Genomic DNA, 19,230 nt, shown 5'->3' with positions numbered 1-19,230 from the left:
CTTGGATGACCTCATGGCTCTCCTGCTGCGTGATGTGACGATCGGCTTCACCGGGCGGCGCGCCGACGTGCGCGTGGCGGGACGCCGCGTGGTCGCGGTCGAACCACCCGGTCTCCCCGCCGACGGCGCCGAGGTCGTCGACGGCCGAGGCGGCACCCTGCTCCCCGGGCTGGTCGACGCGCACGCACACCTGTTGCAGTGGGCCAGCTCCCGGCAACGGGTGTCCCTCGCCGAAGCCACCTCGGCGGCGCACGCGGCGGACCTGATCGCGGCCGCGAGCGCTGCTCCCGGCGAGTTGCTGCAGGGCGCGGGCTTCCACGCCGCGCTCTGGCCCGACCGTCCACACAAGACACTGCTGGACCGCGTGCTGCCGGACCAGCCGGTGGCGCTGTTCAGCAACGACCTGCACACGCTGTGGCTGAGCTCCGCGGCCATGCGCCTGGTGAACGTCGACCACCCGACCGGCGTGTTCATCGAGGACCAGTGCATGGCGCTCACCGCGGCGCTGCCCACGCCCTCGACGGACGTCACCGACCGGTGGGTGCTCGCCGCCACCGAGGCGGCCGCCGCCCGCGGCGTCACCACGATCGCCGACTACGAGTACACCGACACGGTCGCCGACTGGCGGCGCCGGAGCACCCCGGCGACGCGGATCCGTTGCGTCATCGCCAAGTTCCTGCTCGACGAGACCGTCGAACGCGGCCTGAAGACCGGCGACCCGGTCGGTGACCGCCTCACCGTCGGCCCGCTGAAGATCTTCATGGACGGCTCGCTCAACACCCGCACCGCCTACTGCCACGACCACTACCCGGACGGCACGTACCACGGCGAACTGCTCGAACCTCTCGACCAACTCCTTCCTGTTCTCCGCAAGGCCGTCGACAACGGCATCGGCCTTGCCCTGCACGCGATCGGCGACCGCGCCAACACCCTCGCGCTCGACGCGTTCGAACGTCTCGGCGTCGGTGGCCGCATCGAGCACGCCCAGCTCCTCGACCCGGCCGACGTGCCGAGGTTCGCCGCGCTGGGCGTGGTCGCCGGCGTGCAACCGGCGCACCAGCCCGACGACCGCGACGCCGCCGACCGCCACTGGGCGGGCCGCACCGACCGCGCCTACGCCTTCGGCTCCCTCCACCGCGCGGGCGCCACCCTCGAGTTCGGCTCCGACGCGCCGGTCGCGCCGCTCGACCCGTGGGACGCCATCGCCTCCGCGGTCACCCGCACCGACGACGACCGCCCCGGCTGGCACCCCGAGCAGTGCCTGCCGCTGGAGGTCGCGGTCGCCGCCAGTACCGGTGGCCGCGGCACGACCGTCGCGGCGGGCGATCCGGCCGACCTGGTGCTGGCCGGCCGGGACCTCACCGCCCTACCCCCGAGCGAGCTCCGGGACCTCCCGGTCCTCGCCACCGTCGTCGACGGCGCGTTCACGCACCGGGCGTGACACCAGCACCATCAGCGCACCCGCCAGCAGCGCAACGATGCCCGCGGTCGGCGGCAGCGCGCGGATGCCGACGGTGTTGATCACCAACCCGCCGAACACGCCGGACAACCCCACCCCGAGGTAGATCGCCGACGCGTTCAGCGAGAGCAGCAACCCGCTGTTCGCCGGTGCGAGCCCGATGAGGAAGTTCTGCGCGGGCGGGTTGTACGCCCACGTGAACATCCCCCACGCGAACATCACGACCGCGGCCGCTGGCACGTTGGTCGCGGTGAACGGCAACGTCCAGAGCAGCACCATCGCGGCACCCAACGACACGAACAGCGGCCGCATGCTCCCGAACCGGTCGGCCGCACGGCCACCGAGCGAGTTGCCGACGCTCGCCCCGAGGCCGTACCCCAACAGCAGGAAGCTCACCGCGCTGCCGTGCGCGCCCGCCGACTCCGACAAGAACGGCGCCACGTACGTGAACGCCGCCATCGCCGACAGCACACCGAGCACGGTCACCCCGAGCATCAGCCGCACGCGGCGATCGCGTGCCACCGCGAACCGCTCCCGCAGCCCGACCGCGGGTGGCGCCGCCACGGTCGGCACCCCGACCTGGACCACGACCGCCCCGATCAACGACACGGCCGCCACGAGTGCGAACACCCCGTGGTAGCCGAGCGGCGCACTCAGCAGGTTGCCCGCCGGCACGCCGATGATCAGCGCGAACGTGAGCCCACCGAACACCATCGCGACCGCCCGGCCCCGCCGCTCCGGCGGGTTCAGCACGGTGGCGACCACGGTCGCCGCCGGTGTGTACACCGCCGCGCCGAGTGCCGCGACGACACGGGTGCCGAGCAGTAGCTCGTAGGTTGGTGCGATCACCGCGAGCGCGTTGCCGACGGCGCTGACCAGCAGCGCGATCACCAGCAGCCGACGCCGCTCCCACCTGCCGGTGAACGCGGCCAGCAGCGGTGAGGCGATGGCGTAAGCGATCGCGAACACCGTGCCGAGCTGACCCGCGGTGGCCACCGAGACGTCCAGTTCGCGGCTTACCTCCGGCAGCACCCCCGAGACGATGTACCCGCTGGTGCCGACAGCGAAGGCACCGAGCGCGAGCAGATAGGTACGTGGCGACATGCTTCTCCCCGTGGTCTCCCTAAGTACGATGGACACCGTACTACGACAATCGTCGAACTACGATGCTTCTCGTACTATGGGAGTCATGACGGAGACGCTCCCGCACCCGGCCCGATCAGACATCCGGATCGAGTCGGTCCTGCAAGCGCTCGCCGACCCGGTCCGCCTTCAGATCGTGCGCGAACTCGCCCGCATCGGCTGCGACGGTGTCGCGTGCGGCGCGATCGACCTACCGATCAGCAAGTCGACCCGCACTCACCACCTGCGCATCCTTCGGGAAGCCGGCGTGATCAACGTCCGCCCCGTCGGCACCTCACGGATCTCGACGTTGCGCCGCGACGACCTCGACGCCCTGTTCCCCGGCATGCTCGACGGCATTCTCGCTGCCCCGCGTTGACCTCAGAGCGCCACGAACCCGGCGTCCATGTCGGCCACCCACGAGGCCACGGGTAACTCGAACAGCTCGGTCGCCGGCTCTGCTGACCCGACGAAGCCCCCGTCCGCGTACCACTCCGATCCCGGCGCCCGGAACCGCGTCCCGACCACGGGCGCGCGGTCGACTCCCGTCGCGACGTCGTGCACCGTGACCGGAACCCCGGCGCGCGGCGCGTCGAAACCGACATCGAGACCGCCGCGTCCTTCGCGGCCGAACCAGACGCATTCGCTGGCACCGCCCGCCGTCTCGGCGCCCGCCGGCGAGGCGGCCATTCCCATCGCGCAGACCACCACCACGGTGACAGCCAGCGCTCGCCCCCACTTCACTTCCGATCCCCCTTCGAACTTGTGTTCTAAAACGAGATTACCAGAGTTGCTCAGCGGCGCCAGGCGGCGCGGGAAATCCACGACACGCCGTCCCGGAGCGCGGGCTGGCGGTCGAACTGCCGGAAGTCCTTGCGGGAAGCCAACTCCCGCCGGTCGTCCCGGCTTTCCGGTGAGAACGGCACCCCGGTCGCCAGCGCCCGCACACCCACCGCGACCGCCTCGCCCAGCAGGCCGACACCGATGGACAGCGTCATCGGACGCGCGTCGGGATGCATGCCGGCGTGCGTGGCCAGAAAACCCAGACCTCCGTTGACGACCAGCGAGACCGCCCACACGAGGTACGTCCGCGCGGGATAGCGCTGCCACAACGCACCGTCCTTCACCATCAGCCGGACGGTCGTGCCGCGCCAGACCCCGAGCGCGAGCGCGACGAGCGACGTCCCCGTCAGCCACGCGATGTCGACCCCGGTCACCTCGGGCACTTTCGCCAGGCTGTACCCGCCCACCGCCAGCAGCACGACCGGAGTCCCGAACAGATCTCGAGCGTTCAACGGCTCACCGATCGTGCGACGCACGATCGTGTACGCCACCGCCGCGATGACGAGCCCGACCACAAGAACCGTGTGCATTGCCCCTCCTTTTAGCACAACTGTGCCAAGTAAATTAGCAAGAGTGTGCTATAAAGGCAACGTGCCCAAGATCGTGGACCCGGACGAACGCAGGCGACTGGTGACGGAAGCGATCTTCACCATCGTGGTGCGGGACGGGCTCGCACACGCCTCGCTGCGCAACATCGCCGAGGAGGCCGGCCTCGCGGTCGGCTCGGTGCGGCACTACTTCACCGACAGCGAGGAGCTGATCCAGTTCGCACTCCGCGCGCTGGTCGACCGGATCGGCGCGCGCATCCTCGCCCGCGCCGAGCAGGCCATCGCCGAGTCCGACCGGGAGAAGCGCCGCGCCCTCACGACCGAACTGCTCGGGGAACTCCTCCCCCTCGACGAGACCAGGTACACGGAGAGCGCCGTGTGGCTCGCCTTCGCCACCGAGGCCCGCACGACACCGTCGCTGCGTCCGCACGTCCGCGACCTGTACGACGGCACGCGACGACTGGTCGGCAAGGTGCTCGCCAGGTCACGCGAGCTGGGCGGTCTCGCGGACGAGGTGGACATCGAGGTGGAGACCGAGCGCCTCACCGCGTTGCTCGACGGGTTGATGACGAACGGTGTCATCCAGCCCGATCGGATGACACCCGATCTCATGCGCACCGTTCTGGACGCTCACCTGGACAGCATCGCCAAGATTTGACGTACTGGTGGCATGCCGCAGCACTGGCTCGTCGGTCACCTGCGGGCCATGGCCGCGAAATACCGCACGCCGACCCCACGGGAACGTGCCGGCGCGGTCACCGTGCTGCGTGCCGTACTGACAGGCGAAACACCCGCCGCTGACGGCCTCCCGCTGCGGTTGTCACCCGCGGAGGACGACAGCGGCCGCCCGTTCACCCTCCTCACGGCCACCGCGCACGGTTGGGGCAGCGTCCTCCTGCGCACGGGGTCCGACCTGCTGATCGAGGTCCCGCACCCCGGCTCCGACCGCCTCACCGCGCGCCTCGGCCTCGAGTTGTTCCACGCCCTGCCGACCACCGCGCTGCTGGTCGCCGGCGCGCACCGCAACCAGGTCGACGTGGCACACCGCACCGACTCGCTCTTCCACGCGTTCGCGCAAACGCTTGCGCTACCGGAGCTCCAGCTCCACGGGTTCGCCGCCGAGACCGCCCCGGGCATCGACGCGGTCGTGTCGGCGGGCGCGGGCGAGCAGGGCGAACTGCACCGGCAGGTGGAGAAAGCCCTGATCCAGCAGGGGTTCCGGGCCGGCCACCACGAACGGCTGGCGGGCCGCACGAACGCGCAGGGCATCGCCGCGGCGGCGAGCGGCAGGACGTTCCTACACCTCGAGCTCGCGCCGGTACTCCGCGACCGGCGTCGCCACCTCGTCGTCGACGCGGTCACCAAGGCGGTCGCGGACACGCGGCACCAGCAGCGTGACCAGCACCCCGACCGCCGCGGCGCCCGCCGCGATCAGGAACGCGACGCGGAAACCGGTCAGGGACGGCACGGTCAGCGGCCCCACCGTGATCGTCATGTGGGCGAGCAGGGTCGCCATCACCGCGCTCGACACGGCCGTGCCGACGGACCGGGCCAGTGAGTTCAACCCGTTCGCCGAGGCGGTCTCGTGCAGCGGCACCGACCCCATGATGAGGCCTGGCATCGCCGCGTACGCGATGCCGACACCGGAGCTGACGATGATGCCGGCGACCATGACCTCGAAGGCGTTGTGCAGCAACAGCGTCGACACCAGGTACCCGACGGCGATGATCGCCGCGCCGACCATCAGCGACGTGCGCGGCCCACGCCTGCGCGTGATCCCCGCCGACACCGGCGACAGCGCCATCATCACCAGACCGCCGGGCGCCATCCACAGACCCGCGGCGACCATCGACTGACCGAGGCCGTAACCGGTGATCGCGGGTGCCTGCAGCAGCTGCGGCAACACCAGCGACATGCTGTACATCGAGAAGCCGACCAGCACCGACGCGAGGTTCGTGAACAGGACCGGTCGCCGCGCGGAGACCCGCAAGTCGACCAGCGGGTAGCGGACACGCAGCTGGTAGAAGCCCCACACGACGAGCACCACGACCGCGGCGGCGAGCAGGCCGAGCGTGGTCGGCGAACCCCAGCCCCACGTCGCGCCCTTGGTGATCGCGAGCAGCAGGCACACGAGCCCCGTCGCGAGTCCGAGCGTGCCGAGCACGTCGAACCGGCCGGGCGCGCGCACGGACGAGTCGGGCACGACCGTCCACAGCAGGGCCAGGCAGACTGCGCCGAGGCCGGCCGACAGCCAGAACAGCACCCGCCACGACGAGGACTCCGCGATGACCGCCGACAGCGGCAACCCGATCGCGCCGCCGACACCGAGGGTCGCGCTCATCATCGCGATGGCGGTGCCGACGCGTTCAGCAGGGAGAATGTCCCGCATGATGCTGATGCCCAGCGGGATGACGCCCATCGCGCACCCCTGCAGCCCACGGCCGACGACCATCGGCACGAGGCTGCTCGCGAGCGCGGAGACGACCGACCCGGCCACGAGCACCGCGACGCTGACGAGCAGCACACGGCGCTTCCCGTAGAGGTCGCCGAGGCGCCCGCTGACCGGGGTGATCACAGCGGCCGCGAGCAGCGTGACGGTGATGACCCAGGACGCGTCCGACGCGTCCGTGTGCAGGATCGCGGGCAGGCTCGGGATCAGCGGGATGACGAGGGTCTGCATGAACGATGCGACGAGACCGCAACTCGCCAGCACGGTGACGACGATCCCAGGACGCACATGTGTACGGTACACATCCGACCATCGAGGACCGGACGATGCGTGGTAGAGAACACCTCCTTGACGCGATCGAACGCGAGCTGACGCTGGTCAGCCGCCACCAGCTCGCCACGACGGCCAAGGGCGTGCTCGAACGCTCCGCCTACCTGATGCTGAGCCGCATCGACGCCACCGGTCCGATGACCGCCCGCGAGCTGGCGAACGCTCTGCAACTGGAGATCTCCACGGTGACCCGCCAGGTCGGCGCGATGCTCCGGGAGCGCCTGGTGGACCGGATCCCCGACCCGGACGGCGGCGCGGCGCGCAGGCTCCGCATCACCACGACGGGTGCGAGCCGGCTGGCCGCCGACCGCGAGCGCTACCGCACGGGGCTGGGCAAGGTGATCGCCGAATGGGCCGACACCGAGTGCGCCGACCTCTACCGCCTGCTGCGCCAACTGAACGAACGCATCGAAACCCTGCAGGGCACCCCGTGGCCCCGCGAGGACTGAGTGGTTCGAAGCAGGACATCTCCGACGGCTCAGGGCGTCCCGGGACCTCGAGCCAGGGTGACGGCGCGTGCGACGGCCCGCGCCTCCTCGTCCGTCGGCCGTAACCGGTTGAGGGCGTCGACGAGCTTCTTCTCCTCGTAGACGAGGTGCGTTTCCAGCAGCGCGGCCAGCGTGTCCAGCTCCCGTTCGGCCGTCGCGACATCCATCGTGGACACCTCTTTCAGCCGATCGAGCACCTCCGCGACCTGACGATGATCACGGCTCAGCTCGGTCAGCACCGGCGCCAGTTCCGGGAAATGCCTTGCGAGCACGGGAAACCCCGCGTCGTCCTCGGCGGAGTGGTGGTCCGTCAGCACCGAGCAGAACGTCAGGCAATGAGTCGCCAAGTCGACTCCCGCGTACGTCCCGTCACGAAGTTCGGACAGCAGTTCCCTCAAACGTATGTGCGAATCAATGAGCTGGTTACCGAAAGCGGTCAGGCGGTCGTTCATCGGCGCCATCAGATCACAAAACCGGCGGACGCTGTCGGACCGCTCGTGTTTACTCGATCGCATGTTCCTCAGCGTCACCACGACACACACCCCGGCGACAGACCTCGGGTTCCTGCTGCACAAACACCCGGATCGCGCGCAGCGGTTCGACGTGTCGACCGGCACCGCCCACGTCTTCTACCCGGAAGTGACGCCTGAGCGCACGACCGCGGCCCTGTTACTGGAGATCGACCCCGTCGGCCTGGTCCGCAAGGGCGGCGACACCCTCGGACAGTACGTGAACGACCGGCCGTACGCGGCGTCGTCGTTGCTGGCGGTCGCACTGGGGAAGGTGTTCGGCACCGCGATGCGCGGCCGCTGCGACGCGCGCCCGGAACTGGCCGGGACGGCGATCCCGTTGGAGATCCACCTCCCTGCCTGTCCCGGCGCGCTCGCGGAGCGGTTGTTCGCACCGCTGGGCTGGACCGTCGACGCCACGCGGGTGCCGCTCGATCCGGCGTTCCCGGACTGGGGCGACAGCCCGTACTCGGACCTGCGCCTCACCGGCACACTCCGCCTCGCGGACGCGCTGACGCAGCTGTACGTCCTGCTGCCCGTCCTCGACGACGCCAAGCACTACTGGGTCGCCGCCGACGAGGTGGACAAACTGTTGCGCGCGGGCAGGAACTGGCTCGCGACGCACCCCGACCGCGAGCTGATCACCGCCCGCTACCTCGCGCACAAACGGCGCTTCACCGTCGAGGCGCTCGCGCGGCTGACCGAACTGGACGACCGTCCCGCGGAGGACGCCGACGAGCAGGAGCAGCCGGAGCGCGAGCCGTCGCTGGCGCAGTTGCGGCGCGAGGCGATCGTGGACGAGCTGCGTTCCCTCGGCGCGCGCCGCGTCGTCGACATGGGGTGCGGCGAGGGGCGTCTGCTGCGTGAACTCGTGACGGAGCCGACGTTCACCGAGATCGTCGGCGTCGAGGTCGCCGCCCGGCCGCTGCGCACGGCGGCCCGCCGCGTCGACCGGTTCGCCGAGCGGCAGCGCGAGCGCGTCACCCTGCACCAGGGTTCGGTCACCTACGCCGATCCGCGGATCGCGGAGTTCGACGCCATCGTGCTGTCCGAAGTGGTCGAGCACGTCGACCCGCCACGATTGCCCGCGCTGGCGGCGACCGTGTTCGGATCGGCCAAGCCGCGGCACGTGCTCGTGACGACACCCAACGCGGAGTACAACGTGCGCTGGGAGACGTTGCCGGCAGGCCGCTTCCGCCACGCGGACCACCGTTTCGAGTGGACCCGCGCGGAGATGGCCGCGTGGGCGGACGGCGTGTGCGCCGCCCACGGCTACGACGTCCGGCTCGTGCCGGTCGGCCCGGTCGACCCGGAGGTCGGCGCACCCACACAGCTCGCCGTGTTCACGAGGAGGACGGCATGACCCGCACCATCGCCGTGCCGGACCTGAGTCTCGTCGCGCTCGTCGGCGTCACCGGCTCCGGCAAGTCGACCTTCGCGCGCGACCACTTCGCGGCGACGCAGGTGTTGTCGTCGGACGCGTTCCGCGCGATGGTCGCCGACGACGAGAACGACCAGTCGGCGACGCACGACGCGTTCGACGCGCTGCACTACGTGGCAGGCAAGCGATTGCGGGCCGGGCGGATCACGGTCGTCGACGCCACGCACGTGCAGCGCGACGACCGCGCGAAGCTCGTCGCGCTCGCCCGTGACCACGACGTGCTGCCGGTGGCGATCGTGTTCGACGTGCCGCTCGCCGTGCTGCGGGAGCGGAACAAAGGGCACCGCGACCTGCCGGACCACGTGATCCGCCGCCAGCACGACGCGCTGCGGCGGTCCGTGCGGCACCTCGCCAAGGAGGGGTTCCGCAAGGTCCACGTGCTGTCGCCCGACGAGGACGTGGCGATCGAGTACGAGAAGGCGTACAACGACAAGCGTGAGCTGACCGGGCCGTTCGACATCATCGGCGACGTCCACGGCTGCCATGCCGAGCTGGTCACCCTGTTGACCCGGCTGGGATACGTGGTCGGCGCGGACGGCGCGGTCCACCCGGAGGGCCGCACCGCGGTGTTCGTCGGCGACCTCGTCGACCGAGGGCCGGACACCCCGGGCGTGCTGCGGTTGGTGATGGGCATGGTCGCGGCGGGCAACGCGCTCTGCGTGTCCGGCAACCACGAGAGCAAGCTCGTGCGTGCGCTCGACGGTCGCGACGTGCGCGTCTCCCACGGCCTGGCGGAGTCGTTGGCGCAGCTGTCCGAGCAGACCGACGAGTTCCGCAAGAACGCGCGGGAGTTCATGTACGGGCTCGTGAGCCACTACCGGCTGGACGGCGGCAAGCTCGTGGTGGCGCACGCCGGGCTCAAGGAGGAGTACCAGGGGCGCTCTTCGGGGCGGGTGCGGTCGTTCTGTCTGTACGGCGAGACGACGGGTGAGACCGACGAGTACGGGCTTCCGGTGCGTTACCCGTGGGCCAACGACTACCGGGGCGCGGCGACGGTCGTGTACGGGCACACGCCGGTGCCGAAGGCGGAGTGGGTGAACAACACGATCTGCCTCGACACGGGCTGTGTGTTCGGCGGCGCGCTGACCGCACTGCGGTGGCCGTCGAAGGAACTGGTGTCGGTGCCCGCCGAGCGCGTGCACTACGAGCCCGCCAAGCCGCTCGACGCGCCCACGCGTGCGCCGGACCTGTTGCGGATCGACGACGTCCTCGGCACCCGGCACGTCGAGGCGCGGCTGATGGGCAGGCTCAAGGTGCGCGAGGAGAACGCGGCGGGTGCGCTCGAGGTGATGAGCCGCTTCGCGATCGCGCCGCAGTGGCTGCCATACCTGCCGCCGACGATGGCACCGTGCGGCACGTCCACTGTGGACGGCATGCTGGAACACCCGCTCGAGGCGTTCGACGCGTACCGCGCCGATGGCGTCGGCGAGGTCGTGTGCGAGGAGAAGCACATGGGCTCCCGGGCGGTCGTGGTGCTGTGCCGTGACGCCGCGGTCGGCGAGCGGCGGTTCGGTGCGCCGGACGGTGCTGCCGGTGCGGTCTACACGCGAACAGGTCGCTCGTTCTTCCCGGACCCGACCGCGTTCCTGGACCGGTTACGCGCGGCCGCGACGGCGGCCGACCTGTGGTCCACGTTGGACAGCGACTGGGTGATCCTCGACGCGGAGCTGCTGCCGTGGTCCGCGAAGGCAAGCCAGTTACTGCGGCGGCAGTACGCGCCGGTGGGCGCGGCGGCGACGGCTGCGCTGCCGGCGGCGGTGTCCGCGCTTGAGCAGGCGGCGGCGCGGGGTGCGGACGTGACGGAACTGTTGGCACGTCAGCGATCCCGGCTGTCGAACGCGCGGGCCTACGTCGAGGCGTACGGCCGGTACTGCTGGCCGGTCGACGGGTTGAACGGGGTGTCGCTGGCGCCGTTCACCGTGCTGGCCGCGGAAGGGCACGTGCACGCGACGAAGCCGAGGTCGTGGCACATCGACGTGCTGGACCGGTTGGTCGCGGCGGACCCGGAGCTGTTGCGCGGGACGCGGCGGCTGACGGTCGACCTGTCGGACGAGACGTCGGTGGCCGCGGGTGTGGCGTGGTGGACGTCGCTGACCGACGCGGGTGGCGAGGGCATGGTGGTGAAGCCCGCCGACCCGTCCGCGACCGGGAAGCTGGTGCAGCCGGGTGTGAAGTGCCGGGGCAGGGAGTACTTACGGATCATCTACGGCCCGGACTACACGGAGCCAGAGCACCTTCGGCGCCTGCGGCAGCGAACGCTGGGCCGGAAGCGGTCGCTGGCGTTGCGTGAGTACGCGCTGGGTATCGAGTCGTTGACGAGGTTTGTGGAGGAGGAACCGTTATGGCGAGTGCATGAGCCGGTGTTCGCGGTGCTGGCGTTGGAGTCGGAGCCGGTGGACCCACGCCTGTGAGCGGTCAGCCGACGACGCTGCACCGTCCGGTGGCCGACCGACCGTGCAGGACGGCGCAGGCTACGGAGTGACCATGCCCGCTTCGTAGGCGAAGATCGTCAACTGGACTCGATTGGTGACGTCGAGCTTGGCGAAGGTCCTCGTGATGTGGGTCTTCACGGTCGCTTCGCTGAGGAAGAGTTCGGCGCCGATGTCGGCGTTCGACTTTCCCTGGGCGACGGCGGTGACGACTTCGCGTTCGCGGTCCGAGAGGGTGGCCAGTTTGGTCAGGGCGCGCTGTCGGCGGGGGTTGGACCGGGCCTCAACGAAGTGGCCCACCAGCTTGCGGGTGGTGCCGGGCGACAGCATGACGTCGCCCTTGGCGACGGTGCGGACGGCGTCGATGATCTCCTGCGGCGAGCCCTCCTTGAGGAGGAAGCCGCTCGCGCCCGCCGCCAGGGCGTCGAAGACGTACTCGTCGAGGTCGTAGGTGGTCAGCACCAGGACCTTGGGTGGGTCGGCGAGGGCGGTCACGGCTTTCGTGGCGGCCAGGCCGTCCACGCGGCGCATGCGGATGTCCATGATCACGACATCGGGGGTGGTCGCGCGTACGCGGGTGACGGCCTCGTCGCCGTCGCTCGCCTCGCCGGCCACCTCGATGTCCGGGGCGCTGCCCAGGATCATCGACAGGCCGGTGCGCACGAGCGGGTCGTCGTCGACGAGCAGCACCCGCAGCTGAGTCACCGGGACATCGTAGGGTCAGCCCCTGTGCCACGGGAGCCAGGCGCGTACCGCGAACGTTCCCTCGGGTGTCGGGCCCGCCGACGCGTTGCCGCCCAGTGCGGTCACGCGCTCGGAGATGCCGGTGAGCCCGGTGCCGCTGCCCGGGTTCGGGGTGGCGGGGACCAGCGGGTTCACGATCTCGAGGGTCACGCCGGCGCCGGGGCCGCCGCGGACCGTCACGTCCGCGGGTGCGCCCGGGGCGTGGCGGAGGACGTTGGTGAGCGACTCCTGCACGATCCGGTACACCGCCATGCCCAACGGGGCCGGGGCGCTTCCGGCCTGGTCGAGCAGGACGGTCAGGTTCACCGGGACACCGGCCTGCCGGGTCTCCGCGACGAGGGCGGGGAGGTCCGTCAGGCTGGGCGCCGGGCCCGACGACAGCTGGAAGTCCCTGCCGTCGCGCAGCACGCCGATGACCTGACGGAGGTCGTCGAGTGACTGCTTCGCGGTGGTGCGCACCGTGCGGGCGACCTCGCTCGTCGACGTCTGGCCGGTGACCTCCAGAGCGCCAGCCTGCAGCGACAGCAGCGAGAGCCGGTGGCCGAGCACGTCGTGCATCTCGTGGGCTATCCGCGAGCGCTCCTCCTGGCGGGTCATCTCGTCCCGCAGTGCCGCCTCGCGGAGTTCACGCTGCTTCAGGTCCGCTCTCGTGCCGCGCAGGATGCCCACCGTAAGGGGGATCGCCGTCAGCACGGCCGCGGTCACCAGCACGCCGATCAGGTTGCCGGGCATCGTCGCGGGCACCCACGTGCCCGCGATCGTCACCTTGGGGTGCCAGCCCGCGTCGCGCCACACCGCCAGGCACGTCCCCGCGTAGGTGAGGGCGCCGGCCAGCCAGAGCAGGCGGTCGCGGCGGGCGGCAGCGAGGGCCGCCAAGGCGATGAGCGCCGCCAGCGAGTCGGAGGCCAGGAACGCCGGCACGAGCGCGATACCGAGCACCAGCTCCGGTTTCTGGTGCCGCCAGCACAACATGACCGCCGCGCCGATCGCGGCCAGGAAGCTCAGGACGGTGAGGACGGTCGGGTGCAGGTCGGGGTCCGGTGGCACGTACTCGTGCGCACCGAAGGCGTAGAAACTGCTCACCACGCTGACCGCCACCGCGATCACGGTGATCACCACGCCGACCACGCGCCGTCCCATGGGCAGAGCGTACGGACCACACCCGCCTGTCCTCATCGCACTATCCGATGAGGTGGATTACATCGAAAGTCGTAACGCCTGACGGCCTGCGTACGACGCGATCACCGCGCCTTCATTGGTTGCATTCGCGGCATCACATTTCCCCGAAAGGACCTCCCGTGACCCAGTACGCCCCGAACCCGCCGCAGCAGCCCGTCGGCAAGCCCAGCAACGGACTCGGCACCGCCGGCTTCGTCGTCGGCCTCATCGGGCTCGTGTTCTCGTTCATCCCGCTGATCGGTGTCGTGGCCTGGCCGCTCGTGATCCTCGGGATCATCTTCTCCGCCATCGGCATCAGCAAGGCCGCCAAGGGCCGCGCCACCAACAAGGGCCTCGCCATCGCCGGGCTCGTGGTGTCGATCGTCGGGCTCGTGATCTGCGTCCTGTGGGTCGCCGTGTGGAACAAGGCCGCCGACGACATCCAGGAGGAGGCGAACCGCGAAGCGGTGATCGTGTACGAGGTCACCGGTGACGCGCCGTCCGCGGACATCACCTACTCGACCTTCGGCGACGAGATGACCACCAACCAGGAGACGGTCACGAAGCTGCCGTGGCGCAAGGAGGTCACGACCACCGGCCTCGTCAAGGAGGGTCAGCTGATCGTCTCGACCGGCGCCGACGGCGGCAGCGTGACCTGCAAGCTCACCGTCGACGGCAAAGAGGTCAAGACCGCGACCGCGTCCGGCACGTTCGCGATGGCCACCTGCGACAGCATCTAGCCCGGCGAGGGGGCCTGCGGACCGCCGGCCCCCTCGAACACGGTCTCCAGCACCACGATCGTCTGCGTGCCGCTCACGCCGTCGATCGTGAAGATCCTGCGCAGCACGTCCTGCAGCTGCTCGGTCGTGCCGGTGCGGATCTTCACCAGCAGCGCGGCGGAACCCGCGATGACGTGCGCCTCCTCCAGTTCCGGGATCGCCCGCAGGGCGGCACGCGTCGGCTCCTCCCCCATCCACGCGTTCGCCTCGACCAGCACGAACGCCAGCACGGGCCGACCGACGGCGACCGGGTCGACGTCGATGGTCGTGCGGCGGATGACGCCGCGTTCCCGCAGCTTGCGCACCCGTTCGTGGGCCGCGCCTGCCGACAGGCCGGCCAGTCTGCCCAGCGTGGCGTACGACTGGGTGGCGTCCTCGCGAAGCGCGGCCAGCAGAATCACATCCAGCTCATCCACGCGCTCACCATATCGCATTCGGTAGAGTACGCAGCATGCTGAACACCATCCCGACCGAGTTCAAGCTCGTCGATGAGCGGTTCGCCCGTCTCGACGGCGACTTCGTGGTCCAACGGCTCCACGCCGGCGCACGCAAGTCCGAAGGCCCGGTCTACTTCCCCGCGGGCCGCTACCTCGTGTGGAGCGACATCCCGAACGAGCGGCTGCTCCGGTGGGACGAGGCGAGCGGCGCTGTCGGCGTGTTCCGCGAGAACACCGGCCACGCCAACGGGAACACCATCGACCACCAGGGCAGGTTGATCACGTGTGAACAGGGCGCCCGGCGCGTCACCCGCACCGAACACGACGGCACGATCACCGTCCTCGCCACCCATTGGGACGGCAAACGGCTCAACAGCCCCAACGACGTCGTCGTCCGCGCGGACGGCACGATCTGGTTCACCGACCCGAGCTACGGCATCGCCGACGACTACGAAGGGCACCGCGCGGAAAGCGAGATCGGCGCGTGCCACGTGTACCGCCTGGACGCCGACGGCACGGTCACCGCCGTGGCGACGGACTTCTGCCGGCCCAACGGACTCGCGTTCTCCCCCGACGAACGCCGGCTGTACATAGTGGACACGCGGCAGGAACCCAGTCACATCAGGGTGTTCGACGTCCTCGACGACAACACGCTGAGCGGCGGCGAGATCTTCGCCGAGTGCGACTTCGGCCGCTTCGACGGCATCCGCCTCGACGACATGGGTCGCGTGTGGGCGGCGGCATGGGACGGCGTGCACTGCTTCCACCCGGACGGCACGCTGCTCGGCAAGCTGCTGCTCCCCGAGCCGGTGTCGAACCTCGCGTTCGGCGGCGCGCGGCGCAACGACCTGTTCGTCACGGCGGGCGGTTCCCTCTACAGCCTCAAGGTCACCTTCACCGGCGCGCGTTACTGACCACGCGCACCCGGCCACGGCCCCGGTGCGACATCCGGCACGGGCTCGTCCGTGGTCTCCGTGCGGTAGAGCTTCATGCCGCGTGCCTGGTAGTTGGCGAGCGCCGCGGGACCGTCGAGCGAGCAGGTGTGCACCCACACCCGCGAGGTGGTCAGCTCCCACGCGCGTCGCAACGCGACGGTCAGCAGGTGGCCACCGATGCCCTGACCGACGAACGCCGGGAGCAGGCCGAAGTACGCGATCTCCACCTCGTCACCGACGGCGTCCAGCTCGACGTACCCGGCGGGCGTCCCGCTCCGGTACGCGACCCAGGTCTCCACCCCGGGCCGGGACAGCCAGTCGTGCCACTGCTGCCACGTCCACCCGAGACGGTCGATCCAGAACCAGTCACCGCCGACCGCCGTGTACAGGAAGCGGTTGAACTCCGGGCTCACCACCTCGGCGCGGGTGATGGTGACCGGCGCCGGACGAGCCGGGTTCAGCTCGTCCGGGCCGTGCTGCTCGAGGTACCAGGTCGTGATGTCCATACCCTGATGATGCAGGTCAGGGCACGACCTCCACGACGTCACCCGGCTGCAGCGCGCTGAAGTACTTCTTCGCCGCCGCGTTCGAGAGGTGGATGCAGCCGTGCGACTTCTCGCTCAGGCTGCCCTCGTGGAACGCGATACCGCTGGTGGTGAAGAACACCGAGTACGGCATCGGCGCGTCGTAGGCGCGGCTCCAGTGGTCGATGTCCTTGTAGGTCACCTGGAACGTGCCGGGCGGTGTCTCATAACCCGGCCTGCCACTGGTGATCGGCACCCCGCCGTACGTCACGGCGCCGTTGTGCATCAACCAGGACGTGTTCGCGCTCAGGTCGATGCAGGCGTCCGCCTTGGCGCTGCACGGTGCCGCGGGCGCGGCCTGCGCGGTGGCGGGCAGTGCGAGCACTGCCGCCGCCCCCAACGCCGCCGAACCCGCGGCGACCGCGAAGTTCTTCCGCAGCGTTCCCATGATCAGTCCTCCCATCCGTCCACGTGGGACTCGTGTTCGGTACTGCGTTCAGGGGATACCACCACGGAGCGTCCGGAAACCCTTACAGCACGGACAGGTCGACGGCGGCCGCCATCGCGCGGTAGCCGGCGTCGTTGGGGTGCAGGTGGTCGCCGCTGTCGTAGGCGGGCAGCATGCGCAGCGGATCGGCGGGGTCGCGCAGTGCCTCGTCGAAGTCGATCACCGCGTCGAACTCGTGGCCGTGGCGGATGAAGTCGTTCACCGCCTGCCGCGTCGCCTCGAGGGTCTCGTCCCAGACGCGCCAGCCCTTGAACGGCACGAGCGTGCCGCCGATGACGCGGATGCCCCGGGCCTTGGCCTGCGCGATCACCTGCCGGTACGCCGAGATGATCATCGCGGGATCGGTCTGGTGCGGGTCCTGCTGGATGTCGTTGATGCCCTCGAGGACGAGCAGCGTGCGGACGTCGCCCTGGCTGAGCACGTCGTCGGCGAGCCGGGAAAGCGCGTTCCGGCCGAAGGCGCTGCCGGGGACGTCAAGCAGGAGCCGGTTGCCGCTGATGCCCGCGTTGAGCACGCCGAGCCTGCCGCGGAGGCGGTCGGCGAGCAGGTCGGGCCAGCGGTTGTTGGCGTTCGCCGTGGAGCCGACGCCGTCGGTGATCGAGTCGCCGAGGATCGCGACGGAGCCGGGCGCGGTCGACTGGACGTCGACGCCGCTGACGTAGTGCCAGACGTTCGTCTGCTCGGTGAACGCGGCGCCGGACTCCTGGTCGGCGAAGTCACCGTTGCGGGTGAAGAACGAGGTCTGCGCGGTGAACGCGTGGTAGGTGACGGGCCCGGACGGGGTCGGGGTGTAGGTGGTGACGAGCAGGTCGCCGTCGCGGGGCACGACCAGGTCGACCGGGTCGCTGAGGACCTCGGCGGCCGCGGGCACGACGACGGACGGTCGACCGCCGAACGTGACCGTGCGCATGGTGCCGGGTTTCGCCGCGGGCGAGGTGCCGGACTGCGCGACGGCGATGGTGACGTGGCCGAGGGGCAGCGGGGCCCGGCCGAAGGTGTTGGACAGCCGGACGCGGGCCTTGTTGCCGCCGACGCTGGCGTGGACGACGTTGCGGATCGAGAAGTTCGGGTAGCCGTTCTCCGTGCCGGCGACGCCGGTGCCGGGGGACGCGGCCCATGTCCCGACCCAGCCGCCGGGCGCGTGGGCCGCCGGTGGGGTGGACGTGGCCGTGCTCGAGGTGACGAGGGCCGCGGTGAGCACCGTTGCGCCGAAAACCAGTAACCGCCTCATGGCGATCACCGTGACTGGCTGGCGAGCGGGGCGGCAACCGCTGTTCAGGTGACGGGGTTTCGTCACGGGGCGTGGCCTCCGGCCCCCCGGTTTCCAGCGTACCGGGTGGGACCGACATTTCCGGCGGGTTGTCCACAGGCGACGGCCTCCGGCCCCCCGGTTTCCAGCGTACCGGGTGGGACCGACATTTCCGGCGGGTTGTCCACAGGCGACGGCCTCCGGCCCCCCGGAATCCACGTTACCGCAAGGGAACGACAGTCCCGGTCCGGCGGGCGGGGGCTGTCCACAGGCGGGGCGGTTGTCCACAGCGACGGGCCGTGGCCCGGGTTTCGTCGGTGCCATGCCGTAGCGTGGTTCGAGGGGGCCGGAGGCCACGCCAGGCCGGGCGGTATCCAGGTACTCACCGCACCCGGTAACCGGCGGCCGGCCGGACTAGGTTGGCTGGCATGACCACTGTTGCACTGCTCGGCACCGGGATCATGGGCTCCGGCATGGGCCGCAGCCTCGCTCGCGCCGGGCTTGACGTCACCGTCTGGAACCGGTCCGCTGACAAGGCGCGCGCGCTCGGCCTGCCCGTCGCCGAGGACGCCGCCGCGGCGGTGCGGGACAAGGACGTCGTGGTCACCATGCTCTTCGACGCCGCATCCGTCGCCGCCGTCATGCGGGACGCGCTGCCCGCGATGCGGGACGACGCGGTGTGGGTGCAGACCAGCACCGTCGGGCTCGATGGCACCACCGAACTGGCGCGGCTCGCCGCCGAGCACGGCATCGCCTACGTCGACGCGCCCGTGCTCGGCACCCGCCAGCCCGCTGAGAACGGGCAGCTCACCGTGCTGGCGGCGGGCCCCGCGTCGGTGCGGGACCGGATCGCGCCGGTGCTCGACGCGGTCAGCGCCAAGGTCGTGTGGGTGGGCGAGGAACCGGGCGGCGGGCACCGGCTGAAGCTCGTCGCCAACGCGTGGGTGCTGTCGATCACCGCAGCGACGGCGCAGAGCGTCGCCCTGGCGGAGGGCCTGGGGCTCGACCCGCGCCAGTTCCTCGACCTGATCGCCGGTGGACCGCTCGACTCCGGGTACGCACAGCTCAAGGGCTCGGCGATGCTGTCAGGCGACTTCACACCGGCCTTCGCGCTGAGCGGCGCCACCAAGGACGCGGGCCTGATCCGGGCCGCCGCGGCCGACGCCGGCGTGGCGACCGACCTGCTCGCGGCCCTGGAGAAGCTGTTCGCGGCCGCCGGGGACCAGGACGACGACATGGCGGCGGTGATCCGGGCGGCCCGGCCCTCTTGAGCCGCTG

Annotated in this window: 20 protein-coding genes; 9 read left to right on the top strand and 11 right to left on the bottom strand. The window is 70.6% G+C overall.

Annotated features, from left to right (window positions below):
• The first annotated feature begins 13 nt into the window (after nt 1–13).
• Complete coding sequence (locus tag ACYQ77_RS06695; RefSeq protein WP_459708498.1) at nt 14–1,441, top strand: amidohydrolase; 1,428 nt, start codon at nt 14–16, stop codon at nt 1,439–1,441.
• Here the strand turns inward: ACYQ77_RS06695 and ACYQ77_RS06690 are convergent.
• On the bottom strand, nt 1,367–2,563 hold the full coding sequence (locus ACYQ77_RS06690; RefSeq protein ID WP_459708496.1) for an MFS transporter: 1,197 nt from the start codon (nt 2,561–2,563) through the stop codon (nt 1,367–1,369). The genes ACYQ77_RS06695 and ACYQ77_RS06690 overlap by 75 nt on opposite strands.
• A gap of 76 nt (nt 2,564–2,639) precedes the next feature.
• Here ACYQ77_RS06690 and ACYQ77_RS06685 point away from each other — a divergent pair, with 76 nt between their 5' ends.
• Nucleotides 2,640–2,960: an ArsR/SmtB family transcription factor gene (locus ACYQ77_RS06685; RefSeq protein ID WP_459709736.1), complete on the top strand. Its 321-nt coding sequence runs from the start codon at nt 2,640–2,642 to the stop codon at nt 2,958–2,960.
• A 2-nt stretch (nt 2,961–2,962) separates the two neighbouring features.
• On the opposite strand, the gene ACYQ77_RS06680 is transcribed toward ACYQ77_RS06685, so the two are convergent.
• Together ACYQ77_RS06680 and ACYQ77_RS06675 are read right to left on the bottom strand one after the other, a co-directional pair.
• The gene (locus ACYQ77_RS06680; RefSeq protein WP_459708494.1) at nt 2,963–3,406 is read right to left on the bottom strand and encodes a hypothetical protein; all 444 of its coding nucleotides are present in this window, start codon (nt 3,404–3,406) and stop codon (nt 2,963–2,965) included.
• Nucleotides 3,376–3,954 (bottom strand): DUF1453 domain-containing protein, encoded by a 579-nt coding sequence (locus tag ACYQ77_RS06675; RefSeq protein ID WP_459708493.1) that lies wholly within the window; start codon nt 3,952–3,954, stop codon nt 3,376–3,378. The genes ACYQ77_RS06680 and ACYQ77_RS06675 overlap by 31 nt, the downstream gene beginning before the upstream one ends.
• A gap of 61 nt (nt 3,955–4,015) precedes the next feature.
• On the opposite strand from ACYQ77_RS06675, the gene ACYQ77_RS06670 reads away from it, so the two are divergent.
• A complete protein-coding gene (locus ACYQ77_RS06670) occupies nt 4,016–4,630 on the top strand; it encodes a TetR/AcrR family transcriptional regulator (RefSeq protein WP_459708491.1) in 615 nt (204 codons plus the stop codon).
• 639 nt (nt 4,631–5,269) lie between these two features.
• Here ACYQ77_RS06670 and ACYQ77_RS06665 read toward each other — a convergent pair.
• Nucleotides 5,270–6,652, bottom strand: coding sequence for an MFS transporter (locus ACYQ77_RS06665; protein ID WP_459709734.1), 1,383 nt, complete (start codon nt 6,650–6,652; stop codon nt 5,270–5,272).
• A gap of 95 nt (nt 6,653–6,747) precedes the next feature.
• On the opposite strand from ACYQ77_RS06665, the gene ACYQ77_RS06660 reads away from it, so the two are divergent.
• A complete protein-coding gene (locus ACYQ77_RS06660) occupies nt 6,748–7,200 on the top strand; it encodes a MarR family winged helix-turn-helix transcriptional regulator (RefSeq protein ID WP_459708490.1) in 453 nt (150 codons plus the stop codon).
• 29 nt (nt 7,201–7,229) lie between these two features.
• On the opposite strand, the gene ACYQ77_RS06655 is transcribed toward ACYQ77_RS06660, so the two are convergent.
• Nucleotides 7,230–7,691 carry a hemerythrin domain-containing protein gene (locus ACYQ77_RS06655; RefSeq protein ID WP_459708489.1) on the bottom strand — a complete coding sequence of 154 codons (462 nt, stop codon included), beginning with the start codon at nt 7,689–7,691 and terminating at the stop codon, nt 7,230–7,232.
• 61 nt (nt 7,692–7,752) lie between these two features.
• Here ACYQ77_RS06655 and ACYQ77_RS06650 point away from each other — a divergent pair, with 61 nt between their 5' ends.
• Both ACYQ77_RS06650 and ACYQ77_RS06645 read left to right on the top strand, forming a co-directional pair.
• On the top strand, nt 7,753–9,111 hold the full coding sequence (locus ACYQ77_RS06650; protein ID WP_459708487.1) for a 3' terminal RNA ribose 2'-O-methyltransferase Hen1: 1,359 nt from the start codon (nt 7,753–7,755) through the stop codon (nt 9,109–9,111).
• Nucleotides 9,108–11,600, top strand: a complete 2,493-nt coding sequence (locus ACYQ77_RS06645; RefSeq protein ID WP_459708485.1) for a polynucleotide kinase-phosphatase — start codon at nt 9,108–9,110, stop codon at nt 11,598–11,600. The genes ACYQ77_RS06650 and ACYQ77_RS06645 overlap by 4 nt, the downstream gene beginning before the upstream one ends.
• A gap of 60 nt (nt 11,601–11,660) precedes the next feature.
• On the opposite strand, the gene ACYQ77_RS06640 is transcribed toward ACYQ77_RS06645, so the two are convergent.
• Together ACYQ77_RS06640 and ACYQ77_RS06635 are read right to left on the bottom strand one after the other, a co-directional pair.
• Complete coding sequence (locus tag ACYQ77_RS06640) at nt 11,661–12,308, bottom strand: response regulator transcription factor (protein WP_459708483.1); 648 nt, start codon at nt 12,306–12,308, stop codon at nt 11,661–11,663.
• 30 nt (nt 12,309–12,338) lie between these two features.
• The gene (locus tag ACYQ77_RS06635) at nt 12,339–13,502 is read right to left on the bottom strand and encodes a sensor histidine kinase (RefSeq protein ID WP_459708481.1); all 1,164 of its coding nucleotides are present in this window, start codon (nt 13,500–13,502) and stop codon (nt 12,339–12,341) included.
• Nucleotides 13,503–13,660: 158 nt separating this feature from the next.
• Between ACYQ77_RS06635 and ACYQ77_RS06630 the strand changes: the two genes are divergently transcribed.
• A complete protein-coding gene (locus tag ACYQ77_RS06630) occupies nt 13,661–14,260 on the top strand; it encodes a DUF4190 domain-containing protein (protein ID WP_459708480.1) in 600 nt (199 codons plus the stop codon).
• Here the strand turns inward: ACYQ77_RS06630 and ACYQ77_RS06625 are convergent.
• Nucleotides 14,257–14,715 (bottom strand): Lrp/AsnC family transcriptional regulator, encoded by a 459-nt coding sequence (locus ACYQ77_RS06625; protein WP_459708477.1) that lies wholly within the window; start codon nt 14,713–14,715, stop codon nt 14,257–14,259. The genes ACYQ77_RS06630 and ACYQ77_RS06625 overlap by 4 nt on opposite strands.
• A 35-nt stretch (nt 14,716–14,750) precedes the next feature.
• Here ACYQ77_RS06625 and ACYQ77_RS06620 point away from each other — a divergent pair, with 35 nt between their 5' ends.
• Complete coding sequence (locus tag ACYQ77_RS06620) at nt 14,751–15,650, top strand: SMP-30/gluconolactonase/LRE family protein (RefSeq protein WP_459708475.1); 900 nt, start codon at nt 14,751–14,753, stop codon at nt 15,648–15,650.
• Here the strand turns inward: ACYQ77_RS06620 and ACYQ77_RS06615 are convergent.
• From ACYQ77_RS06615 to ACYQ77_RS06605, 3 genes are all read right to left on the bottom strand, one after another.
• On the bottom strand, nt 15,644–16,177 hold the full coding sequence (locus ACYQ77_RS06615; RefSeq protein ID WP_459708473.1) for a GNAT family N-acetyltransferase: 534 nt from the start codon (nt 16,175–16,177) through the stop codon (nt 15,644–15,646). The two genes, ACYQ77_RS06620 and ACYQ77_RS06615, sit on opposite strands and share 7 nt — an antisense overlap.
• Nucleotides 16,178–16,193: 16 nt before the next feature.
• Nucleotides 16,194–16,643: a L,D-transpeptidase gene (locus tag ACYQ77_RS06610; protein WP_459708471.1), complete on the bottom strand. Its 450-nt coding sequence runs from the start codon at nt 16,641–16,643 to the stop codon at nt 16,194–16,196.
• Between the two features lie 82 nt (nt 16,644–16,725).
• Complete coding sequence (locus tag ACYQ77_RS06605; protein WP_459708469.1) at nt 16,726–17,934, bottom strand: SGNH/GDSL hydrolase family protein; 1,209 nt, start codon at nt 17,932–17,934, stop codon at nt 16,726–16,728.
• A 446-nt stretch (nt 17,935–18,380) separates the two neighbouring features.
• Between ACYQ77_RS06605 and ACYQ77_RS06600 the strand changes: the two genes are divergently transcribed.
• Complete coding sequence (locus tag ACYQ77_RS06600; protein ID WP_459708467.1) at nt 18,381–19,223, top strand: NAD(P)-dependent oxidoreductase; 843 nt, start codon at nt 18,381–18,383, stop codon at nt 19,221–19,223.
• The last annotated feature ends 7 nt before the right edge of the window (nt 19,224–19,230 follow it).

Source organism: Actinophytocola sp. KF-1, assembly GCF_054661535.1.
The sequence above is the reverse complement of the archived record's forward strand: the minus strand, read 5'-3'. Positions and strand labels throughout refer to the sequence as shown.